Source organism: Kitasatospora sp. McL0602 (assembly GCF_052076145.1).
GTDB lineage: Bacteria > Actinomycetota > Actinomycetes > Streptomycetales > Streptomycetaceae > Kitasatospora.
In genome coordinates this window covers 2,527,825-2,543,474 of the sequence record NZ_CP197246.1, presented here as the reverse complement: position 1 = coordinate 2,543,474, position 15,650 = coordinate 2,527,825, and the positions used below count along the sequence as shown (strand labels likewise).

Sequence of the window (15,650 nt, the reverse complement as noted above, 5' to 3'; positions counted from 1 at the left end):
CCGAGCATGCACCCCGAGCAGGACCACCACATGAACCCCGTCGCCATCGATCCGACCGTCCGCCGCGCCGAGCAGGCCACCGAACTTCAGACCAGGAACAGGACCCTCGAGATGCATCTTCTGCAAGAAAACCTGGCCCGTGCCCATATGCAACAACGCCTCCAGGAGGCCGAGCACGAACGGACGGCCGTCCGCCTCGCCCGCGCCACCCGGCTGGCCCGCCGGGCCGAGCGGGCCTCGATGCGGGCCCGCCGGGCGCTCGCCCTCGTGGTGATGTAGGTCCGCCCGAGGCCGGTCCGCACCACCTCACCCCCGTGACGCCGATGGCCGCTCCCCCTTGCGGAAGGGAAGCGGCCATCGGCGCGTTCGTGCGCAGGCGTTGGGGCAGGCGCGTTTTGGGGCAGCGGCGTCGGGGCAGCCGGTCAGCCCGCGTCGGCCGCGAAGCCCGGCAGCCACTCCGTCAGCTCGTCGTGCAGCCGGACGGTCGCGCCGAGCTGGCAGAGCACCCCGATCGTGCTGAGCGTCACCCGGTGGATCAACAGGTACGAGGGCGGCAGGTTCAGCTGCTTGCCGAGGTCGTAGGCCGGCGAGCGGGGGTCGGCGATCCGGGCCGCCTGGGCGCGCATCCACTCCCGCGAGAAGGTGAACTCCTCGGCCCGGGTCGGTTCGATGATCGGGCGCAGGTAGGCCAGCACGGCGTCCGGGTCCAGCGTGATGGTCGGCCGGACGAAGCCCTCCTGACGGAGCATCCGGTAGACCGCGCCGGCGTCGCCCGCCAGGGCCAGCCGCAGCGAGTCGCCGATCGGCGTCGGCAGGCCGCCCGGCAGCCGGTCCACCGTCCCGAAGTCCAGCACCCCCAGCTTCCAGGTGTCCGAGGGCCCGGAGGTGCGCAGCAGCCGGAAGTTGCCCGGGTGCGGGTCGGCGTGCAGCAGGCCCGTCCGGGCCGGTCCGGCGAAGAGGAAGCGGGAGAGCAGCTGCCCCGCCCGGTCCCGCTCCTCGCGGGTGCCCGAGGAGATGATCCGGGAGAGCGGGGTGCCCTCCATCCACTCCGTCACCAGCACGTGCCCGGCCTGCGAGACGACCCCGGGGACGGTGATGTCCGGGTCGTCGGCGAACTCCTCCGCGTGCACCTGCTGCGCCTCGGCCTCCAGCTCGTAGTCGAGCTCCTCGGTGACGCGCTCGCGCAGCTCGGCGATCAGCGGCTTGATGTCCATCCCCGGGATCAGCGGCCCGAGCACCTTGGCCAGCCGGGCCAGCTGCGCGAGGTCGGTCAGCAGCGCGTCCCCCGCCCCCGGGTACTGGATCTTCACGGCGACCACCCGGCCGTCGTGCCAGACCGCCCGGTGCACCTGCCCGATCGAGGCCGCCGCCGCCGGGGTGTCGTCGAACTCCCGGAAGAGCGAGCGCCAGTCGGCGCCGAGGTGCTCGGCGAGCACGGTGTGGACGGTCCTGGTCGGCATCGCCGGGGCGGAGTCCTGGAGCTTCGTCAGCGCCGCCCGGTACGGGCCCGCGACGTCCTCCGGGAGGGCGGACTCGAAGACCGACATGGCCTGCCCGAACTTCATCGCACCGCCCTTCAGCCGACCGAGGGTCGAGAAGAGCTGCTCCGCCGTCTGCTGCTGCAACTCCGCCGCGACCACGTCGGCGGGCCGGCCGCCGAGGCGCTTGCCCAGCCCGAGCGTCGCCCGCCCGGCGAAGCTCAGCGGTAGGGCGGCCAGGCGCGCCGTCCGGGAGACGGCCTTGCGCGGCATGTCGGACATGGGCCACCCCCGGGGTGTTCGGTCGGATGTCCGAACCGGCCGGAAGGCCGGGGGACGGTCGTCACTACGCCATTGTGCCCGCTCGCCCGAGCGGCCCGGCCGAATAAGTCGGATGGGCCGTGCCAGCAGGTGAACTTCACACGCCGGGCCGGCCCCGGGGCGCGATGCCTGCCGTGGGGGGCGCGCGGGCGGGCCCGTCACCCCGACTGCCAGAGGCAGCCGCAGTCCGGGTGGGTGCGCAGCCGCAGCCGCCGGGCCATCCCGTCGGCGCCGGAGATCTCGCACCAGCCGTCCACGCTCGGTGGCCGCCCGCCGTCCAGGTGGAGCTGGACGTGCAGGGCCGCCAGCCCCGCCACGGCGGTGGCCAGGGCGCTGTCGCAGGCGGGTGAGCGCGGCCGGCCGGGGGCGCCGTCGGCGAGCTGGGCCAGCAGCCTGGGCCAGCACTCGTCCTCGTCCCGCCGGGTCAGCGTGGCGCAACTGCCGCAGGCGGAGGTGCCGGGCAGGACGAGCGGCCCGACCACGCCCAGGTGCTCCAGCACGCCGACGTAGAGGTGCGGCACCCCGGCTCGCATCAGCCGCTGGGATTCGGTGGCGAGGCCGGTGAAGGCGGCGCTGCCGTCCCGGGGGGCCAGCACGACCAGGGCGGGCGGGGGCGCGCTGCTCGCCGGGCGGCGGTGCCGCTCGCCGGGGGCCGCCCCGGCGGCCCGCTGCACGGCCTCCCGGGCGGCGGTGGTGCGCAGCCGTCCGATCTCGGTCGGCGGCAGCCCGGCCGGGGAGCAGTCCCGGGCCGCGACCCGCCCCTGGTCGGTGAGCTGGACGGAGCCGACGCCCCCGGCGGCGAGGACGGCGCCGATCGCCGCGCCCACCCGCCCGGCGCCCCGGATCTCGACCCGGGCGAGTGCTCGGGCGCGGAGCACGGCGGGGGCTTCGCCCGGCGCCGGGTGGACGAGCGAGAGTGAGGCGAAGTCCGGGCCGAGCAGCTCCTGCCGTGGCCGGGGGTAGTGCGCGAGGGCCTCCCCGGCGGCCGCGGCGTCGTCCAGCAGCCCGCCCTGCTCCAGCGAGCCGAGCAGCTGCTCGGCGGGCCCGGCGCCGAGGCCGAGGCGCTCCCCGGCCGCGAGCAGGTCGGGGCGCTCCCGGGTGCCGTCGAGCAGCTCCAGGAAGGCGGCGACGGGCCCGCCGGCGGCCTCGACCACCCGGGCGTGCTGGCGCAGGGTGCCGAACTGCAGGGTGTCCTCGTCCCGCCAGACCCGGGAGAGTGCGGGCTTGAGGCTCGGGCGCATGGGCGGTCCTCCGGTCGGTCGGGCACCTTCCGGGCGTCTGCAGCCGGGTGCCTGAGGGAAGAATGCCCGATTTCGCCGGTGGCCCGTGCGCGCCCGTCCACAGGCCCGGTGTGGTGGTCCGACGATCGTTCTGCACAGCCTGTGGACAACCCACGGGTGGCGGCTTTCGTTCACGATCACAGTGGAAAGAATTCGGCCACGGCAGCGGACTTCTGTCAGATGCACCGGGTAACGTCCTGTGGCATGGCAGCCGAACGGGACTCCCGTCCTTCGGTGTCGCGTCGGCGTGCCCGTGCAGCCTCCGGGGCAGGAGTCGCGACGCCGGGCACGCGGGCGCACCCGAAGACCTCAGACGCCCCGCCCGACCAGGCCGTGGAACGGCCGGTGCCCGAGCCCGTCAGGTCGGCGGCGGTTGAGGTCCGCCGCAGCGCCCGGCGCAGCCGCACCGTGTCGGCCTACCGCGAGGGCGACCGGACGATCGTGCTGATCCCGGCGCGGATGTCGCACGCCGAGGAGCAGCGCTGGGTGGCCCAGATGCTCGACCGGCTGGCTGCCCAGGAGAGCCGCCGCATCCTGGGCGACGACGCACTCGCCGTCCGGGCCCGGGAGCTCTCGGCCGGCTACCTGGGCGGGCGGGCCGAGGCCGAGCACGTCCGCTGGGTGACCAACCAGAACTCCCGCTGGGGCTCCTGCACCCCCAGCGAGCGGACGATCCGGCTCTCCCACCGCCTCCAGGGAATGCCCGAGTACGTGGTCGACTACGTCCTCCTGCACGAGCTGGCCCACCTGCTCGTCCCCGACCACGGCCCGAGCTTCTGGGCCCTGCTGGAGGCGTACCCGCGCACCGAACGCGCCCGCGGCTACCTGGAGGGCGTCGCCTCGGCGTCCCGCCTCCCGCACGCCCGCCGGCCGTGACGAGCACCCCTAGGCAGTGAGCTTCTCGCCCAGGGCGACGAGGTCGCGGACGGAGACGTCCGTCAGCTCCGGCAGGCTGTCGTAGGCGAACCAGCGGAGGTCCAGCGACTCCTCGCTGATCATCTCCTCCGCCCCGGCGGGGGCGAGGGCGATGTACTGGACGTCGAGGTGGGTGTTCTCCGGCTGGTCCTTGCCGGTGCAGCGGACCTGGTGCCGGTCGAGCTTGACCGGGACGGGCCGGCCGTCGACGGTGAGCAGCCGCAGACCGGCGATGCCGGACTCCTCGGTCGCCTCGCGCAGGGCGGCCTCGGCCAGCGTCCGGTCGCCCGGCTCGCAGTGGCCGCCCATCTGGAGCCAGATGCCGACCTTGGGGTGCAGGGTGAGCAGCACCCGCCCGGCCGCCGGGTCGACCACCAGCGCGCTGGCGGTGATGTGGGCGGGCAGACAGGAGCGCCAGAGGCCCTCGGGCTGCTCGGCCAGGTGGGCCAGGTAGTCGAGCCGCAGCTGCGCCTGGTCGGCGTCGGAGACCGTCCAGCCCCGGAGGGCCTGGACGGCGTCGTCGTGCAGGGTGGTCATGCCTTGGGCTCGCCCTCTCCGTCGTCCTTGCGGTCCTTGTCCTGCTCGGCCGCCTTGTCCTTCTCAGCGGCCTTGCCCTTCTCGGCGGCCTCGCCGAGCAGCTTGTCCAGGGCGTCGAAGTCGAAGCCGCCCTCGCCCTCGTCGGCGGAGCGGTGCACGAAGCCGTCGGGGTCGTCCAGGTCGGCGGCGGTGGGCAGCATGTCGGGGTGCTGCCAGAGCGCGTCCCGGCCCTCGACGCCGCGGGCGTCGGCGAGCGAGGCCCAGAGGCGGGAGGCGTCCCGGAGGCGGCGCGGGCGCAGCTCCAGGCCGACCAGGGTGGCGAAGGTCTGCTCGGCGGGGCCACCGGCGGCGCGGCGGCGGCGGACGGTCTCGCGGAGCGCGTCGGCCTGCGGCAGGTGCGGCTCGGCGGCGGCGTGCACGACCGCGTCGACCCAGCCCTCGACGAGGGCGAGGGCGGTCTCCAGCCGGGCCAGCGCGGCCTTCTGGGCGGGCGTGTCCTCGGGCTGGAGCAGGCCGCCCGCGAGGGCCTCCTGGAGCGCCTCGGGGTTGGACGGGTCGAGCTGGCCGACCAGCTCCTCCATCCGCGTGGTGTCGACCTTGATGCCGCGCGCGTACGCCTCGACGGCGCCGAAGAGGTGGGCCCGCAGCCACGGCACGTGGGCGAAGAGGCGTTGGTGGGCGGCCTCGCGCAGGGCCAGGTAGAGCCGGACCTCCTCGGCGGGGACGCTGAGGCCCTCGCCGAACTCGGCGACGTTCTGCGGCAGCAGCGCGGCCTTCCCGGCCGGGGCGAGCGGCAGGCCGACGTCGGTCGAGCCGACCACCTCGGCGGCGAGCGCGCCGAGCGCCTGGCCGATCTGGGTGCCGAACATCGCGCCGCCCATCGAGCGCATCACGCCCATCAGCGGGCCCGCCATGGCCTGCATCTCCTCGGGCAGCACGCCGCCCATGGCGTTGCCGACCCGCTCGGCGACCGGGTCGACGAGGTCCTTCCAGACCGGCAGGGTCGCCTCGACCCACTCGGCCCGGCTCCACGCGACGGCGGTGCCGGCGCCGGAGGGGAACTCGGTGACGGAGTCGAGCCAGAGGTCGGCCAGCCGGACGGCCTCGGCGACGGCGGAGCGCTCGGTGGCGCTCACCGAACGGTCCTTGCTCCGGCCCTCGACGGGCTCGGCGACGACCGTCTGCCGGGCGATGTCCTTGGCCAGCTCCCAGTTCACCGGGCCGCCGTCGAAGGAGAGCATCTGCCCGAGCTGCTGGAAGGCGGCGCCGAGGTCGTTCGGGTTGAGCCCGCCGAGCATCGCCCCGAAGGGGTTGTCTCCGCCGGCGCCCGGCGCGCCCGGACCGCCCATGCCGAAGAGCGCCCCGAAGGGGTTGGCTCCGCCGAAGCCGAAGGGCGACGGCGCGGGTGTCTCACCGCCGGGCTCGGAGGGCTTGTCGTCCTTGTCCCGCTTGGCCTTGCTGTCCTCGGGCTCCTCCGGCGGAACGCCGAATCCGAAGGGGAGGTCGTCGCTCACGGGGTCCTCGATCTGGTCGGCCGTCACGCGGGGCTGTGGCGGGCAGTGTGCAGGCCCGGGGCGGCGGGCGGGCGATGACCGGGGCGACCCGGCCCGCGCCGGGTGCACCACTGGGCCCGCGCCTCGGGCAGGATGGTCGGTACGTGACACTCGTACGTACGCACATAAGCTAACCGTGGAGGATGGCCGGTGAGTTCCCCGCCTTCGGACGTTCGCTCTGGGCTGACCGGAGGTGAGGACGCCCCTGCTGCCGCGGGTTCGCCGTCTCCAGCCTACGGCGGCAAGCCCCTGACCGTGGCGGTCACGGGCGCCGCAAGCCCGATCGGCGAACGCCTCGCGGCCCGCCTGGTCGCCTCACCCGGCGTACGGAAGGTGCTGGCCCTCGACGACCGGCGCGGTGACGTGCCCGGCGCGCAGTGGCGGGTGCTGGACGTCCGCGACCCGGCGGTGGCCGAGCGGCTGGCGGGGGTCGACGTGGTCGTCCACCTCGCGATGGACCTCGGCATGGAGACCGACCCGCGCGTCCGCAGCGCCTACAACGTCCGGGGTGCCCAGACGGTGCTGACGGCGGGCGCGGCGGCGGGGGTGAGCCGGGTGGTGCTCTGCACCTCGGCGATGGTCTACGGCGCGCTGGCCGACAACGAGGTGCCGCTCGCGGAGGACGCCGAGCTGCTGGCCACCGAGGAGGCCTCCCTGGTCGGTGACCTGCTGGAGATCGAGCGGCTGGCGCGGCGCGCGCCCCGGGCCCACCCCGGGCTCCAGGTGACGGTGCTGCGGCCCGCCGTGGTGGTCGGCCCCGGCGTGGACACCGTGCTGACCAGGCACTTCGAGGCCCCCCGGCTGCTGGTGGTGGCCGGCTCCCGGCCGTGCTGGCAGTTCTGCCACATCGACGACCTCGCCTCGGCGCTGGAGTACGCGGCGCTCGGTCTGGTCGAGGGCGAGGTGACGGTCGGCTGCGACGGCTGGCTGGAGCAGGAGGACGTCGAGTCGCTCTCCGGCATCCGGCGGATGGAGCTGCCCGCCGCGCTGGCCCTGGGCACCGCGGCCCGGCTGCACCGGCTCGGCCTCACCCCCGCCCCGGCGGGCGACCTGGCGTACACCATGTACCCGTGGGTGGTCTCCGGCAGCCGGCTGCACGAGGCGGGCTGGCGCCCTTCCCGGACGAACGAGCAGGTGCTCGGCGAGCTGCTGGCGCAGGTCTCGGGCAAGCACGCCGTGGCGGGCCGCCGGCTCGGCGGAAAGGAGGCCGCCACCAGCCTCGGTGCGGCGGGCGCGACGGTGGCCCTGGTCGGCACCGCGGCGCTGGTGCGGCGGGCCCGCAAGCGGCGCCGCTTCTAGTCGTCTCCCCTGGCCGTCTACTCGGCCGCCTTTCTCGTATCGTGAAATTTCGAAATCGTGATGCGGAAGCCACTGCTCACGACGGCCCTCGATGGGGAATCATGGTGAACATGTCCGAGAACCACGACCCCATCCGTCTCCTCGCCGTCCGCGAGACCCCGCTCTCGCTGGACGAGGTGTACGAAGCCGTCGGCGACGACGCGGCCGGTGGCACCACCGTCTTCGTGGGGACGGTGCGTGACCACGACGGCGGGAAGTCGGTCGCCGCGCTGGAGTACAGCGCCCACCCCTCCGCCGAGCGGGAGATGCGGCGGATCGCCGAGAAGATCTGCGCCGACTTCCCCGTCCGGGCCCTCGCGGCCGTGCACCGGATCGGCCGGCTGGAGATCACCGACAAGGCCGTGATCGTCGCGGTCTCCTGCGCCCACCGGGGCGAGGCCTTCGCCGCGGCCCGGCGGCTGATCGACGACCTCAAGCACGAGGTGCCGATCTGGAAGCACCAGGTCTTCGCCGACGGCGAGGAGGAGTGGGTCGGCGCGGGCAACTGCTGAGCCGCCCCGCCCGACCCGGTGATCACCCGCGTGGCGGGGCCCGGTGCTACGAATACTCCCTGCTGGTGACCGGAATCCCCGGGCCGTAACCCGTATGGCGCCGCAACCGTTGTCTGTCCGGGTGGTTAATCTGCTCATAGACACGACGAGCTGGGAGTACGGACATGGCAGCGCTCGCCTGGTTGATCATCCCCGTCATCGCCGCCCTGGTCGCCATGCTCTGGGCGGGCTGGGCGGCCCGGACCCCCAGGGCGACCGGAGACCCGGCCTCGCTGGCCGACCACCAGCGTTTCCTGGCCGCGATGGAACGCAGTACCGCGACCGGCGGCAGCACTGCCTCCAAGGCCGGTGAGCAGGCCCGGACGTAGCCCGAGCGGCGCGCGGGCGCACTCGTCCCGTACTGTCGACCCATGCCACGCCGCTCTGCGACGATGCTCGCCGCAACCCTGCTGCTCATAGCACTGCTCTGTGTCTCGGTGATGATGAAGGTGCCGTACACCGAGATGAGCCCCGGCCCCACGTACAACACGCTCGGGGTGCAGGACAGCAGCGACAAGCCGGTGATCTCGATCTCCGGCCGTCAGACGTACCCGACCACCGGGAACCTGAACATGACGACGGTGCAGGTGACGGGCGCGAAGTACGAGCCGAGCCTGGTCTCCACCGTGATCGGCTGGCTGCGGGGCGACGTGCTGGTGGTGCCGCACGACAACGTCTACCCGCAGGGCCAGACCGACAAGGAGGCCCAGCAGCAGAACGCGGAGGAGTTCGCCTCCTCCGAGGACAGCGCCAAGACGGCCGCGCTGAGCCAGCTGGGCATCCCCGTCGGCACCGAGGTGATCGTCCGGTCGGTGGTGGCGGGCGGCCCGGCCGAGGGCAAGCTGCACGCGGGCGACCAGATCGTCGCGGTGGACGGCGTGCCGATCACCAAGTACCCGCAGGTCGCGGCGCAGATCGTCACCCACAAGCCCGGCGACACGGTGGTCTTCACGGTCGTCCCGCACGGCAAGGACAGCCCGACGCCCTCGGCGGCGGACGAGGTCAAGGTCTCGGTGGTGACCACCAAGGCGGACGACGAGAACCGCGCGGTCGTCGGCATCCGGCCGGACGTGACGCACACCTACCCGTTCCAGATCGACATCGGGCTGCAGGACGTCGGCGGGCCCAGCGCCGGCCTGATGTTCTCGCTCGGCATCGTCGACAAGCTGACGCCGACCGACATCACCGGCGGCAAGTTCATCGCCGGGACGGGCACGATCGACGACGACGGCAAGGTCGGCCCGATCGGTGGCATCGCGATGAAGCTGATCGCGGCCCGGGACAAGGGCGCCGAGTACTTCTTCACCCCGGCCGACAACTGCACCGAGGCGGCCGCCAACACCCCGAGCGGCCTGCGGCTGATCAAGGTCGAGACGCTGGACGGCGCCCTCAAGGCCCTCGACCAGGTCCGGGCCGGCCAGACGGCCGCGCTGCCCGCCTGCACCGTCAAGTAGCAGCTCGGCCACTCAGCGACGAACCCCGGGAGCGCGAGGCGCCCCCGGGGTTCGTCGCTGTTGTTCAGGCGAAGGTGGCCAGCAGGGCCTCGGTGAGGCCCGGGACGAGGTCGGGGCCGGTCAGGACCTCGCGGGCGATGTCCTTGGAGCGCAGCCGCAGGGCCGTCTCCTTCTTGCCGTCGCGCAGGACGGCGGCCGTGATCCGGACCTCCTCGCGGGCCGGGTGGTTGGCCACCCAGTCGGCGAGCTGGGCCTCGGTGGCGTTCTTCGGGCGGGTCTGCTCGGCGCCCGGCGGGAGCATCAGCCGCTCGACCACCAGCGCGCAGCCGACCACCATGTCGGGCCAGGCGATGGTGCCGAGGAACTTGTCGAGCTCCATCCCGGCGGGCAGCTCGTCCTGCTCGATCGGGGTCAGGCCGGCGGCCTCATCCTCCTCCAGGCCGAGCTTGGAGGCGAGCTTCGGGTCGCTCCGCCGCAGCTGCGCGCTGTCGACCAGGGCGAACAGGCGGGCCGGGAGATCCCAGCCGAGGCCGGAGGCGTACTCGTCGATCTCCAGCGCGGCGCGGGTGAGCGGAGTCGCGGCCGGCGGGCGGGCGTCGCCGCCGACGGTGTTCGGTGCATCGGACATGACCCAATCCTCACACGCGACGCCCGCTGAGCCGTACCGGAAGGCCGTACCCCCGCGCACCGCCGCCCGAAGTGGGACCAAACCGTGGGAACTCGACTGAACACCGATTAAGTTGCACTGAGGACTGTCCCGACAACGCAACACGACACACAGCAGAGGTGCCACCTTGGTGTTCCAGATGCCCGACCGCCCAGCGCCGGGGTTCCGCGGCAGAGTGGGCCCGCCGTCGCGGCGGGCGAAGGTGCTGCTGCTGACGGTCGGTGTGCTGGCGCTGCTGTTCCTGCTGTTCGTCATGTTCGCCGGGGTGTGGACGGACTGGCTGTGGTTCAGGTCCGTCCGGTACTCCTCGGTCTACAGCTCCCAGCTCTGGACGAAGCTCGCCCTGTTCGGGGTCTTCGGCCTGCTGATGGCGCTGGTCGTCGGCTTCAACCTCTGGCTGGCGCACCGGCTGCGCCCGCCGCTGTCGGCGATGTCCGTCGAGCAGCAGAGCCTGGACCGCTACCGGATGGGCGTCGCGCCGTACAAGCGCTGGCTGCTGATCGGCCTCTCGCTGCTGGTCGGTCTGATCGCCGGCGCGGCGGCGTCCGGCCAGTGGCGGACGTGGATGCTGTGGACCAACCAGACGCAGTTCGGGGTGAAGGACAGCCAGTTCCACATGGATGTCTCGTTCTACGCCTTCTCGCTGCCCTGGTACGAGTTCCTGCTCGGCTTCGCGTTCAGCGCGGTGATCGTCTCGGTGCTCGCCGCGGTGCTGGTGCACTACCTGTACGGCGGCCTGCGGCTGCAGGGGCCGGGGCGCCGGGCGAGTGCCGGGGCGCAGGGCCATCTGGCGGTGCTGCTGGGCGTGTTCGTGCTGCTGAAGGCGGTGGCGTACTGGCTGGACAGGTACGGGCTGGCGGTGAAGTCCGGCTCGTACAAGGGCGTGGACAGCTGGACGGGCCTGCGGTACGTCGACGCGAACGCCTTCCTGCCCGCGAAGACGATCCTGTTCTTCGTCGCGATCATCTGCGCGGTGCTCTTCTTCCTGACCCCGGTGCGGCGCACCTGGGCCCCGGCGCTGATCGGCTTCGGGCTGATGGCGCTCTCGGCGGTGCTGATCGGCGGGGTGTACCCGGCGCTGGTGCAGCAGTTCCAGGTCAAGCCGAACGAGCAGGCCAAGGAGACGCCGTACATCCAGAAGAACATCGACGCGACCCGGCAGGCCTACGGCATCGCCGACAGCGTGAGCGAGCCGTACACGCCGAAGGACGCGACCACCCAGGACGCGCTCAAGCCGGACGCGCAGACCATCAAGGACATCCGGCTGCTGGACCCGAACGTCGTCTCCCCGGCGTTCCAGCAGATCGAGCAGCAGCGTTCGTACTACGCCTTCCCGAAGACGCTGAACGTCGACCGCTACGGCACCGGCACGGACGCGCAGGACACCGTCATCGGTGTGCGTGAGCTGGACCTGAACGGGGTGCAGCAGCGGAACTGGATCAACGACCACTTCAAGTACACCCACGGCTACGGCGTCGTCGCGGCCAAGGGCAACCAGGTCAACGGCCAGGGCCAGCCGGTCTTCACCGAGTCGGGCCTGCCCGCCTCGGGCACGCTGGGCGACTACCAGCAGCGGGTCTACTACGGCGAGAAGAGCCCCGACTACTCGATCGTCGGCGGCACCAACCAGGAGATCGACTACACCACCGACGCGGGCGGCGACCAGCAGTACCAGTACACCGGCAGCAGCGGTGTCTCGCTGGACAACCCGATCACCCGGGCCGCGTACGCGGTGAAGTTCGCCGAGCCGCAGATCCTCTACTCCGGGGCGATCGCCAGCGGCGCCAAGGTCATCTACGACCGGACGCCCAAGGAGCGGGTCGAGAAGGTCGCGCCCTGGCTCTCGATCGACGCCGACCCGTACCCGGTGGTGCAGGACGGCAAGCTGGTCTGGGTGCTGGACGGCTACACCACCTCGGACGGGTACCCGTTCTCCTCGAAGACGACCCTCGGCGACGTCACCAAGGACTCGCTGACGGGCCAGCGCGGCCAGACGCTGACGGCCGCCAACAAGGTGAACTACATCCGCAACTCGGTGAAGGCCACCGTCGACGCCTACACCGGTGACGTGACGCTCTACCAGTGGGACGACGCCGACCCGGTGCTGAAGACCTGGATGAAGGCCTTCCCCGGCACGGTCAAGCCCCGCGCGGACATCCCGGCGACGCTGGTGCCGCACCTGCGCTACCCGCAGGACATGTTCAAGGTGCAGCGCGACCTGCTCGGCCAGTACCACATGACGGACGCCAACTCCTTCTTCAACGGCACCGACATCTGGCAGGTCCCGGTGGACCCGACCACCGGCACGGGCGAGGTCCAGCCGCCGTACTACCTGACGGTCCGGATGCCCGAGGCGGCGGCGGCCAGCTTCTCGCTGACCACCTCCTTCGTGCCGAGCAAGCGGGACAACCTGGCCGCCTTCATGGCGATCAGCGCCGACCCGGGCCCCGAGTACGGGAAGATCCGCATCCTCAAGGTGCCCGGTGACACCGGCACGCTCGGCCCGAACCTGGCGCAGGCCAAGTTCAACTCCGACCCGGAGGTGGCCCGCCAGCTCAACATCCTGAAGAACGGCGGCGATTCGGACGTCGAGTACGGCAACCTGCTGACCCTCCCGGTCGGCGGCGGCCTGCTCAACGTCGAACCGGTGTACGTGCGCGGCAAGACCGCCAAGTACCCGGTGCTGCAGAAGGTGCTCGCCGTGTACGGCAAGGACAACGTCGCCTTCGAGAACACCCTGGAGGACGCGCTGAAGAAGGTCTTCGGCGCCGCCACCGCCGGGACGACGCCGACCGCGCCCACCAGCCCGACCACGCCGACCAACCCGACGACGCCGACCACGCCCACGACCGGCGGCAGCCCGGCGCTGCAGAAGGCGCTGCAGGACGCCCAGAAGGCGTTCACCGACGGGCAGAACGCCCTGAAGAGCGGCGACTGGGCGGCGTACGGCACCGCGCAGAAGGCGCTCCAGGACGCGCTCAACGCGGCTGCCGACGCGCAGAAGGCGGCGGGCGGCGCAAGCCCCTCGCCGTCGCCCAGCCCCTGAGCCGGGGCTGAGCTGCGGCTGAGCTGCGGTGACTGATTAGGGACCACCCCGCGTCCGTGCTACGGTTAGGGCACAACGACGCGGGGTGGAGCAGCTCGGTAGCTCGCTGGGCTCATAACCCAGAGGTCGCAGGTTCAAATCCTGTCCCCGCTACTTTGAACCGAAGGCCCGGAGATTCTTCTCCGGGCCTTCGGTGTTGCTCGGTCCGGGCGGCTCGGCGGGGGTCCGCTCCGGTACTATCGACCGTCGCCAACGGTGCCGGCGGCGTAACCCTCACCCGTCCGGGCGGGTTCGGGGTTTGTGGGGCGCAGGTGTCGGGAAATCGACAAAGCGCCGAAGCAATTCTCGCCGGGCTTCGGCCAGCTCCGCCAATTACGGCCGAGCAGGTGTACGCGGGTTGCGGGTGATGCAACGATGGACCACACGGGGGACGACGTACCGCAGTTGACGGGCCGTCGAGTCCGGCACGTCTCCCAGCGGGTCCCTCTGGCCGAAGGCCGGGGGAGGGTGCCGCAGCACTCTGGGGGGAGGGGGAGTCGGCATGAAGCTGATCGGTAGGAACGGATCGGGGGCCGGGCCCGAGCAGACCGGCGCCCACGACACCGAGACCTGGGCGCAGAGCCCCGACGACACCCAGAGCGCCCTGCCCGCCCAGCGCACCAGCGGGCTGACGGTGCCTCGGTCGGTGCCCGGCTACGGGCCCGACAGTCTCGTCCGGCTCTCCGCCAGTGACTTCGCCGCCGCCGTGGGCCCGTACACCCCGGCCCGCCGGACCGAGCCCGGCTCCGACGACCTGGACGACCTCGACGGCGCCAGCTTCGAGACGGCGCTCGCCGCCCGCGAGCAGGCCGCCCTGGAGGGCCGGCACCGCGAGGCCGCCGACGGGGGCGACCCGGGTGCGGCCAGCCAACTCGGTGCGCTGCTGCTGCGCCGGGGTGACCTGGCGGACGCCGAACCGTATCTGCGCGCCGCCGCCGCGGCCGGGCAGCGGGCCGCCGCCAACAACCTCGGCGTGCTGCTGCACCAGCAGGGCCACCGTGCGGAGGCCGCGCAGTGGTGGCGCCAGGCGGCCGTCGCGGGGAGTGCGCCCGCCGCGCACGCCCTCGGGCTGCAACTCCGTGACCAGGGCGAGGAGGAGGCCGCCGAGTACTGGCTGCACTTCGCCGCCGACCACGGCCACCCGCTCGGGGCCTACGCCCTGGGCGATCTGATGGAGCACCGGCGCGACGTACGGGCCGAGCGCTGGTTCAAGGTGTCCGCCGACGCGGGGCACCGCGAGGCCGCGTACCGGCTGGCCCGGATGCGGGAGGCGGCGGGGGACAAGGAGACCGCCGAGACCTGGTACCGCACCGCCGCCGCCCGCAGCCACGCCCGCGCCGCGCTGCGGCTCGGCGTCCTGCTGGAGGAGCGGCAGGACCACGAGGAGGCGGCCCGCTGGTACCGGCAGTCCGCCCAGAACGGCGAGGCGCGGGCGGCCTGTGCGTTGGGCTTCCTGCTGCGCGACGCCGGAGACCCGACGGCCGCCGCCGAGTGGTGGCAGGAGGCCGCCGAGGCGGGGGACGGCAACGCCGCCAACGCGCTCGGCGCGCTGCACGCCGGTCGGGGCGAGTCCGCCGAGGCCGAGCACTGGTACCGCGTCGCGATGGAGGCGGGCGACCACAACGGCGCCTTCAACCTCGGCCTGCTCTGCGCCGGTCTCGGCCGTGGGACCCAGGCCGAGCAGTGGTACCGCCGGGCCGCGTACGCCGGGCACCGGGAGGCGTGCAACGCGCTGGCCGTGGTGCTGCTCCAGCGCGGTGACGAATCCGGTGCCGAGCCGTGGTTCTCCAAGGCCGCCGAGGCGGGCAGCGTGGACGGCGCCTTCAACCTGGGCGTCCTGCACGCCGGGCGCGGGGAGCAGCAGCAGGCGCACGAGTGGTACGCGCGCGCCGCCGCGGAGGGGCACGGCGAGGCCGCGCTCCAACTGGCGGTCGCGCAGGAGCAGCGGGGCCACCTCGGTGCCGCGCTGGACCGCTACCGCCAGGCCGCGATGGGCGGTTCGGCAGAGGGCGCCTTCCGGCTGGCCTCGCTGTTGGACCGACGCGGTGACGCCGACGCGGAGGCCGAGCACTGGTACGCGGTGGCGGCCGACGCCGGGCACCGCCGGGCGCAGGTCCGGATGGGTGTCCGGGCCGCCGAGCGCGGCGCGCTGGAGATCGCCGAGAGCTGGTACCGGCGGGCGGCGGAGTCCGGTTCGCGCAGCGCCGCCTTCAACCTGGGGCTGCTGCTGGCCCGTCAGGACAGCGAGACCGAGGCGGTGCTCTGGTACACCCGGGCGGCCGACGCCGGGCACGGCCGGGCGGCGCTGCGGCTCGCGCTGCTGGCCCTTCGGCGCGGCGAGCCCGTCCAGGCCGAGAACTGGTGCCGCCGCGCGGCGGACTCCGGCCCGGCGGAGGTCGCGGAGCGGGCCTCGCGGCTGCTCGGTGCGTTGCACGCCGAGCTCAGCGCCTAGCCCTCCTGCGGGCTGATCC

General features: G+C 73.2%; 13 protein-coding genes and 1 tRNA gene. 9 read left to right on the top strand and 5 right to left on the bottom strand.

Annotated elements, in window-relative coordinates:
• Positions 1–30 precede the first annotated feature (30 nt).
• A complete protein-coding gene (locus ACR68M_RS11435; protein ID WP_441251581.1) occupies positions 31–279 on the top strand; it encodes a hypothetical protein in 249 nt (82 codons plus the stop codon).
• Between the two features lie 143 nt (positions 280–422).
• On the opposite strand, the gene ACR68M_RS11430 is transcribed toward ACR68M_RS11435, so the two are convergent.
• Positions 423–1,760, bottom strand: a complete 1,338-nt coding sequence (locus tag ACR68M_RS11430; protein WP_441250344.1) for an ABC1 kinase family protein — start codon at positions 1,758–1,760, stop codon at positions 423–425.
• A 197-nt stretch (positions 1,761–1,957) separates the two neighbouring features.
• On the bottom strand, positions 1,958–3,040 hold the full coding sequence (locus ACR68M_RS11425; protein WP_441250343.1) for a ThiF family adenylyltransferase: 1,083 nt from the start codon (positions 3,038–3,040) through the stop codon (positions 1,958–1,960).
• 384 nt (positions 3,041–3,424) lie between these two features.
• On the opposite strand from ACR68M_RS11425, the gene ACR68M_RS11420 reads away from it, so the two are divergent.
• Positions 3,425–3,955 carry a M48 metallopeptidase family protein gene (locus ACR68M_RS11420; RefSeq protein ID WP_441250342.1) on the top strand — a complete coding sequence of 177 codons (531 nt, stop codon included), beginning with the start codon at positions 3,425–3,427 and terminating at the stop codon, positions 3,953–3,955.
• Between the two features lie 9 nt (positions 3,956–3,964).
• Here the strand turns inward: ACR68M_RS11420 and ACR68M_RS11415 are convergent, their stop codons facing one another.
• Both ACR68M_RS11415 and ACR68M_RS11410 read right to left on the bottom strand, forming a co-directional pair.
• On the bottom strand, positions 3,965–4,531 hold the full coding sequence (locus ACR68M_RS11415) for an NUDIX hydrolase (RefSeq protein WP_441250341.1): 567 nt from the start codon (positions 4,529–4,531) through the stop codon (positions 3,965–3,967).
• Positions 4,528–6,072 carry a zinc-dependent metalloprotease gene (locus ACR68M_RS11410; protein ID WP_441250340.1) on the bottom strand — a complete coding sequence of 515 codons (1,545 nt, stop codon included), beginning with the start codon at positions 6,070–6,072 and terminating at the stop codon, positions 4,528–4,530. The genes ACR68M_RS11415 and ACR68M_RS11410 overlap by 4 nt, the downstream gene beginning before the upstream one ends.
• 162 nt (positions 6,073–6,234) lie before the next feature.
• Between ACR68M_RS11410 and ACR68M_RS11405 the strand changes: the two genes are divergently transcribed.
• The 4 genes from ACR68M_RS11405 (at position 6,235) to ACR68M_RS11390 (ending at position 9,427) form a co-directional block, all read left to right on the top strand.
• Positions 6,235–7,383, top strand: coding sequence for an NAD-dependent epimerase/dehydratase family protein (locus ACR68M_RS11405; RefSeq protein WP_441250339.1), 1,149 nt, complete (start codon positions 6,235–6,237; stop codon positions 7,381–7,383).
• 110 nt (positions 7,384–7,493) lie between these two features.
• Entirely contained in the window at positions 7,494–7,934 is a 441-nt protein-coding gene (locus tag ACR68M_RS11400) for a molybdenum cofactor biosynthesis protein MoaE (protein WP_441250338.1), read from the top strand.
• Positions 7,935–8,098: 164 nt separating this feature from the next.
• Positions 8,099–8,302: a hypothetical protein gene (locus ACR68M_RS11395; protein ID WP_441250337.1), complete on the top strand. Its 204-nt coding sequence runs from the start codon at positions 8,099–8,101 to the stop codon at positions 8,300–8,302.
• A 42-nt stretch (positions 8,303–8,344) separates the two neighbouring features.
• Positions 8,345–9,427, top strand: coding sequence for a YlbL family protein (locus ACR68M_RS11390; RefSeq protein WP_441250336.1), 1,083 nt, complete (start codon positions 8,345–8,347; stop codon positions 9,425–9,427).
• A 64-nt stretch (positions 9,428–9,491) separates the two neighbouring features.
• Here the strand turns inward: ACR68M_RS11390 and ACR68M_RS11385 are convergent, their stop codons facing one another.
• The gene (locus ACR68M_RS11385; protein ID WP_441250335.1) at positions 9,492–10,055 is read right to left on the bottom strand and encodes a PPA1309 family protein; all 564 of its coding nucleotides are present in this window, start codon (positions 10,053–10,055) and stop codon (positions 9,492–9,494) included.
• A gap of 178 nt (positions 10,056–10,233) precedes the next feature.
• On the opposite strand from ACR68M_RS11385, the gene ACR68M_RS11380 reads away from it, so the two are divergent.
• The 3 genes from ACR68M_RS11380 to ACR68M_RS11370 all read left to right on the top strand — a co-directional run bounded on the left by ACR68M_RS11380 (position 10,234) and on the right by ACR68M_RS11370 (position 15,631).
• Positions 10,234–13,140, top strand: coding sequence for a UPF0182 family membrane protein (locus tag ACR68M_RS11380; RefSeq protein ID WP_441251580.1), 2,907 nt, complete (start codon positions 10,234–10,236; stop codon positions 13,138–13,140).
• Between the two features lie 79 nt (positions 13,141–13,219).
• Positions 13,220–13,293 (top strand) — tRNA-Met (locus ACR68M_RS11375).
• A gap of 388 nt (positions 13,294–13,681) precedes the next feature.
• Positions 13,682–15,631 carry a tetratricopeptide repeat protein gene (locus ACR68M_RS11370; protein ID WP_441250334.1) on the top strand — a complete coding sequence of 650 codons (1,950 nt, stop codon included), beginning with the start codon at positions 13,682–13,684 and terminating at the stop codon, positions 15,629–15,631.
• Positions 15,632–15,650 lie beyond the last annotated feature (19 nt).

Excerpts from the sequence above, each read along its gene's own strand:
- ACR68M_RS11435 (WP_441251581.1), top strand. The coding sequence starts at position 31 with ATGAACCCCGTCGCCATCGATCCGACCGTCCGCCGCGCCGAGCAGGCC.
- ACR68M_RS11430 (WP_441250344.1), bottom strand. The coding sequence starts at position 1,760 with ATGTCCGACATGCCGCGCAAGGCCGTCTCCCGGACGGCGCGCCTGGCC.
- ACR68M_RS11425 (WP_441250343.1), bottom strand. The coding sequence starts at position 3,040 with ATGCGCCCGAGCCTCAAGCCCGCACTCTCCCGGGTCTGGCGGGACGAG.
- ACR68M_RS11415 (WP_441250341.1), bottom strand. The coding sequence starts at position 4,531 with ATGACCACCCTGCACGACGACGCCGTCCAGGCCCTCCGGGGCTGGACG.
- ACR68M_RS11400 (WP_441250338.1), top strand. The coding sequence starts at position 7,494 with ATGTCCGAGAACCACGACCCCATCCGTCTCCTCGCCGTCCGCGAGACC.
- ACR68M_RS11395 (WP_441250337.1), top strand. The coding sequence starts at position 8,099 with ATGGCAGCGCTCGCCTGGTTGATCATCCCCGTCATCGCCGCCCTGGTC.
- ACR68M_RS11390 (WP_441250336.1), top strand. The coding sequence starts at position 8,345 with ATGCCACGCCGCTCTGCGACGATGCTCGCCGCAACCCTGCTGCTCATA.
- ACR68M_RS11385 (WP_441250335.1), bottom strand. The coding sequence starts at position 10,055 with ATGTCCGATGCACCGAACACCGTCGGCGGCGACGCCCGCCCGCCGGCC.
- ACR68M_RS11380 (WP_441251580.1), top strand. The coding sequence starts at position 10,234 with ATGCCCGACCGCCCAGCGCCGGGGTTCCGCGGCAGAGTGGGCCCGCCG.
- ACR68M_RS11370 (WP_441250334.1), top strand. The coding sequence starts at position 13,682 with ATGAAGCTGATCGGTAGGAACGGATCGGGGGCCGGGCCCGAGCAGACC.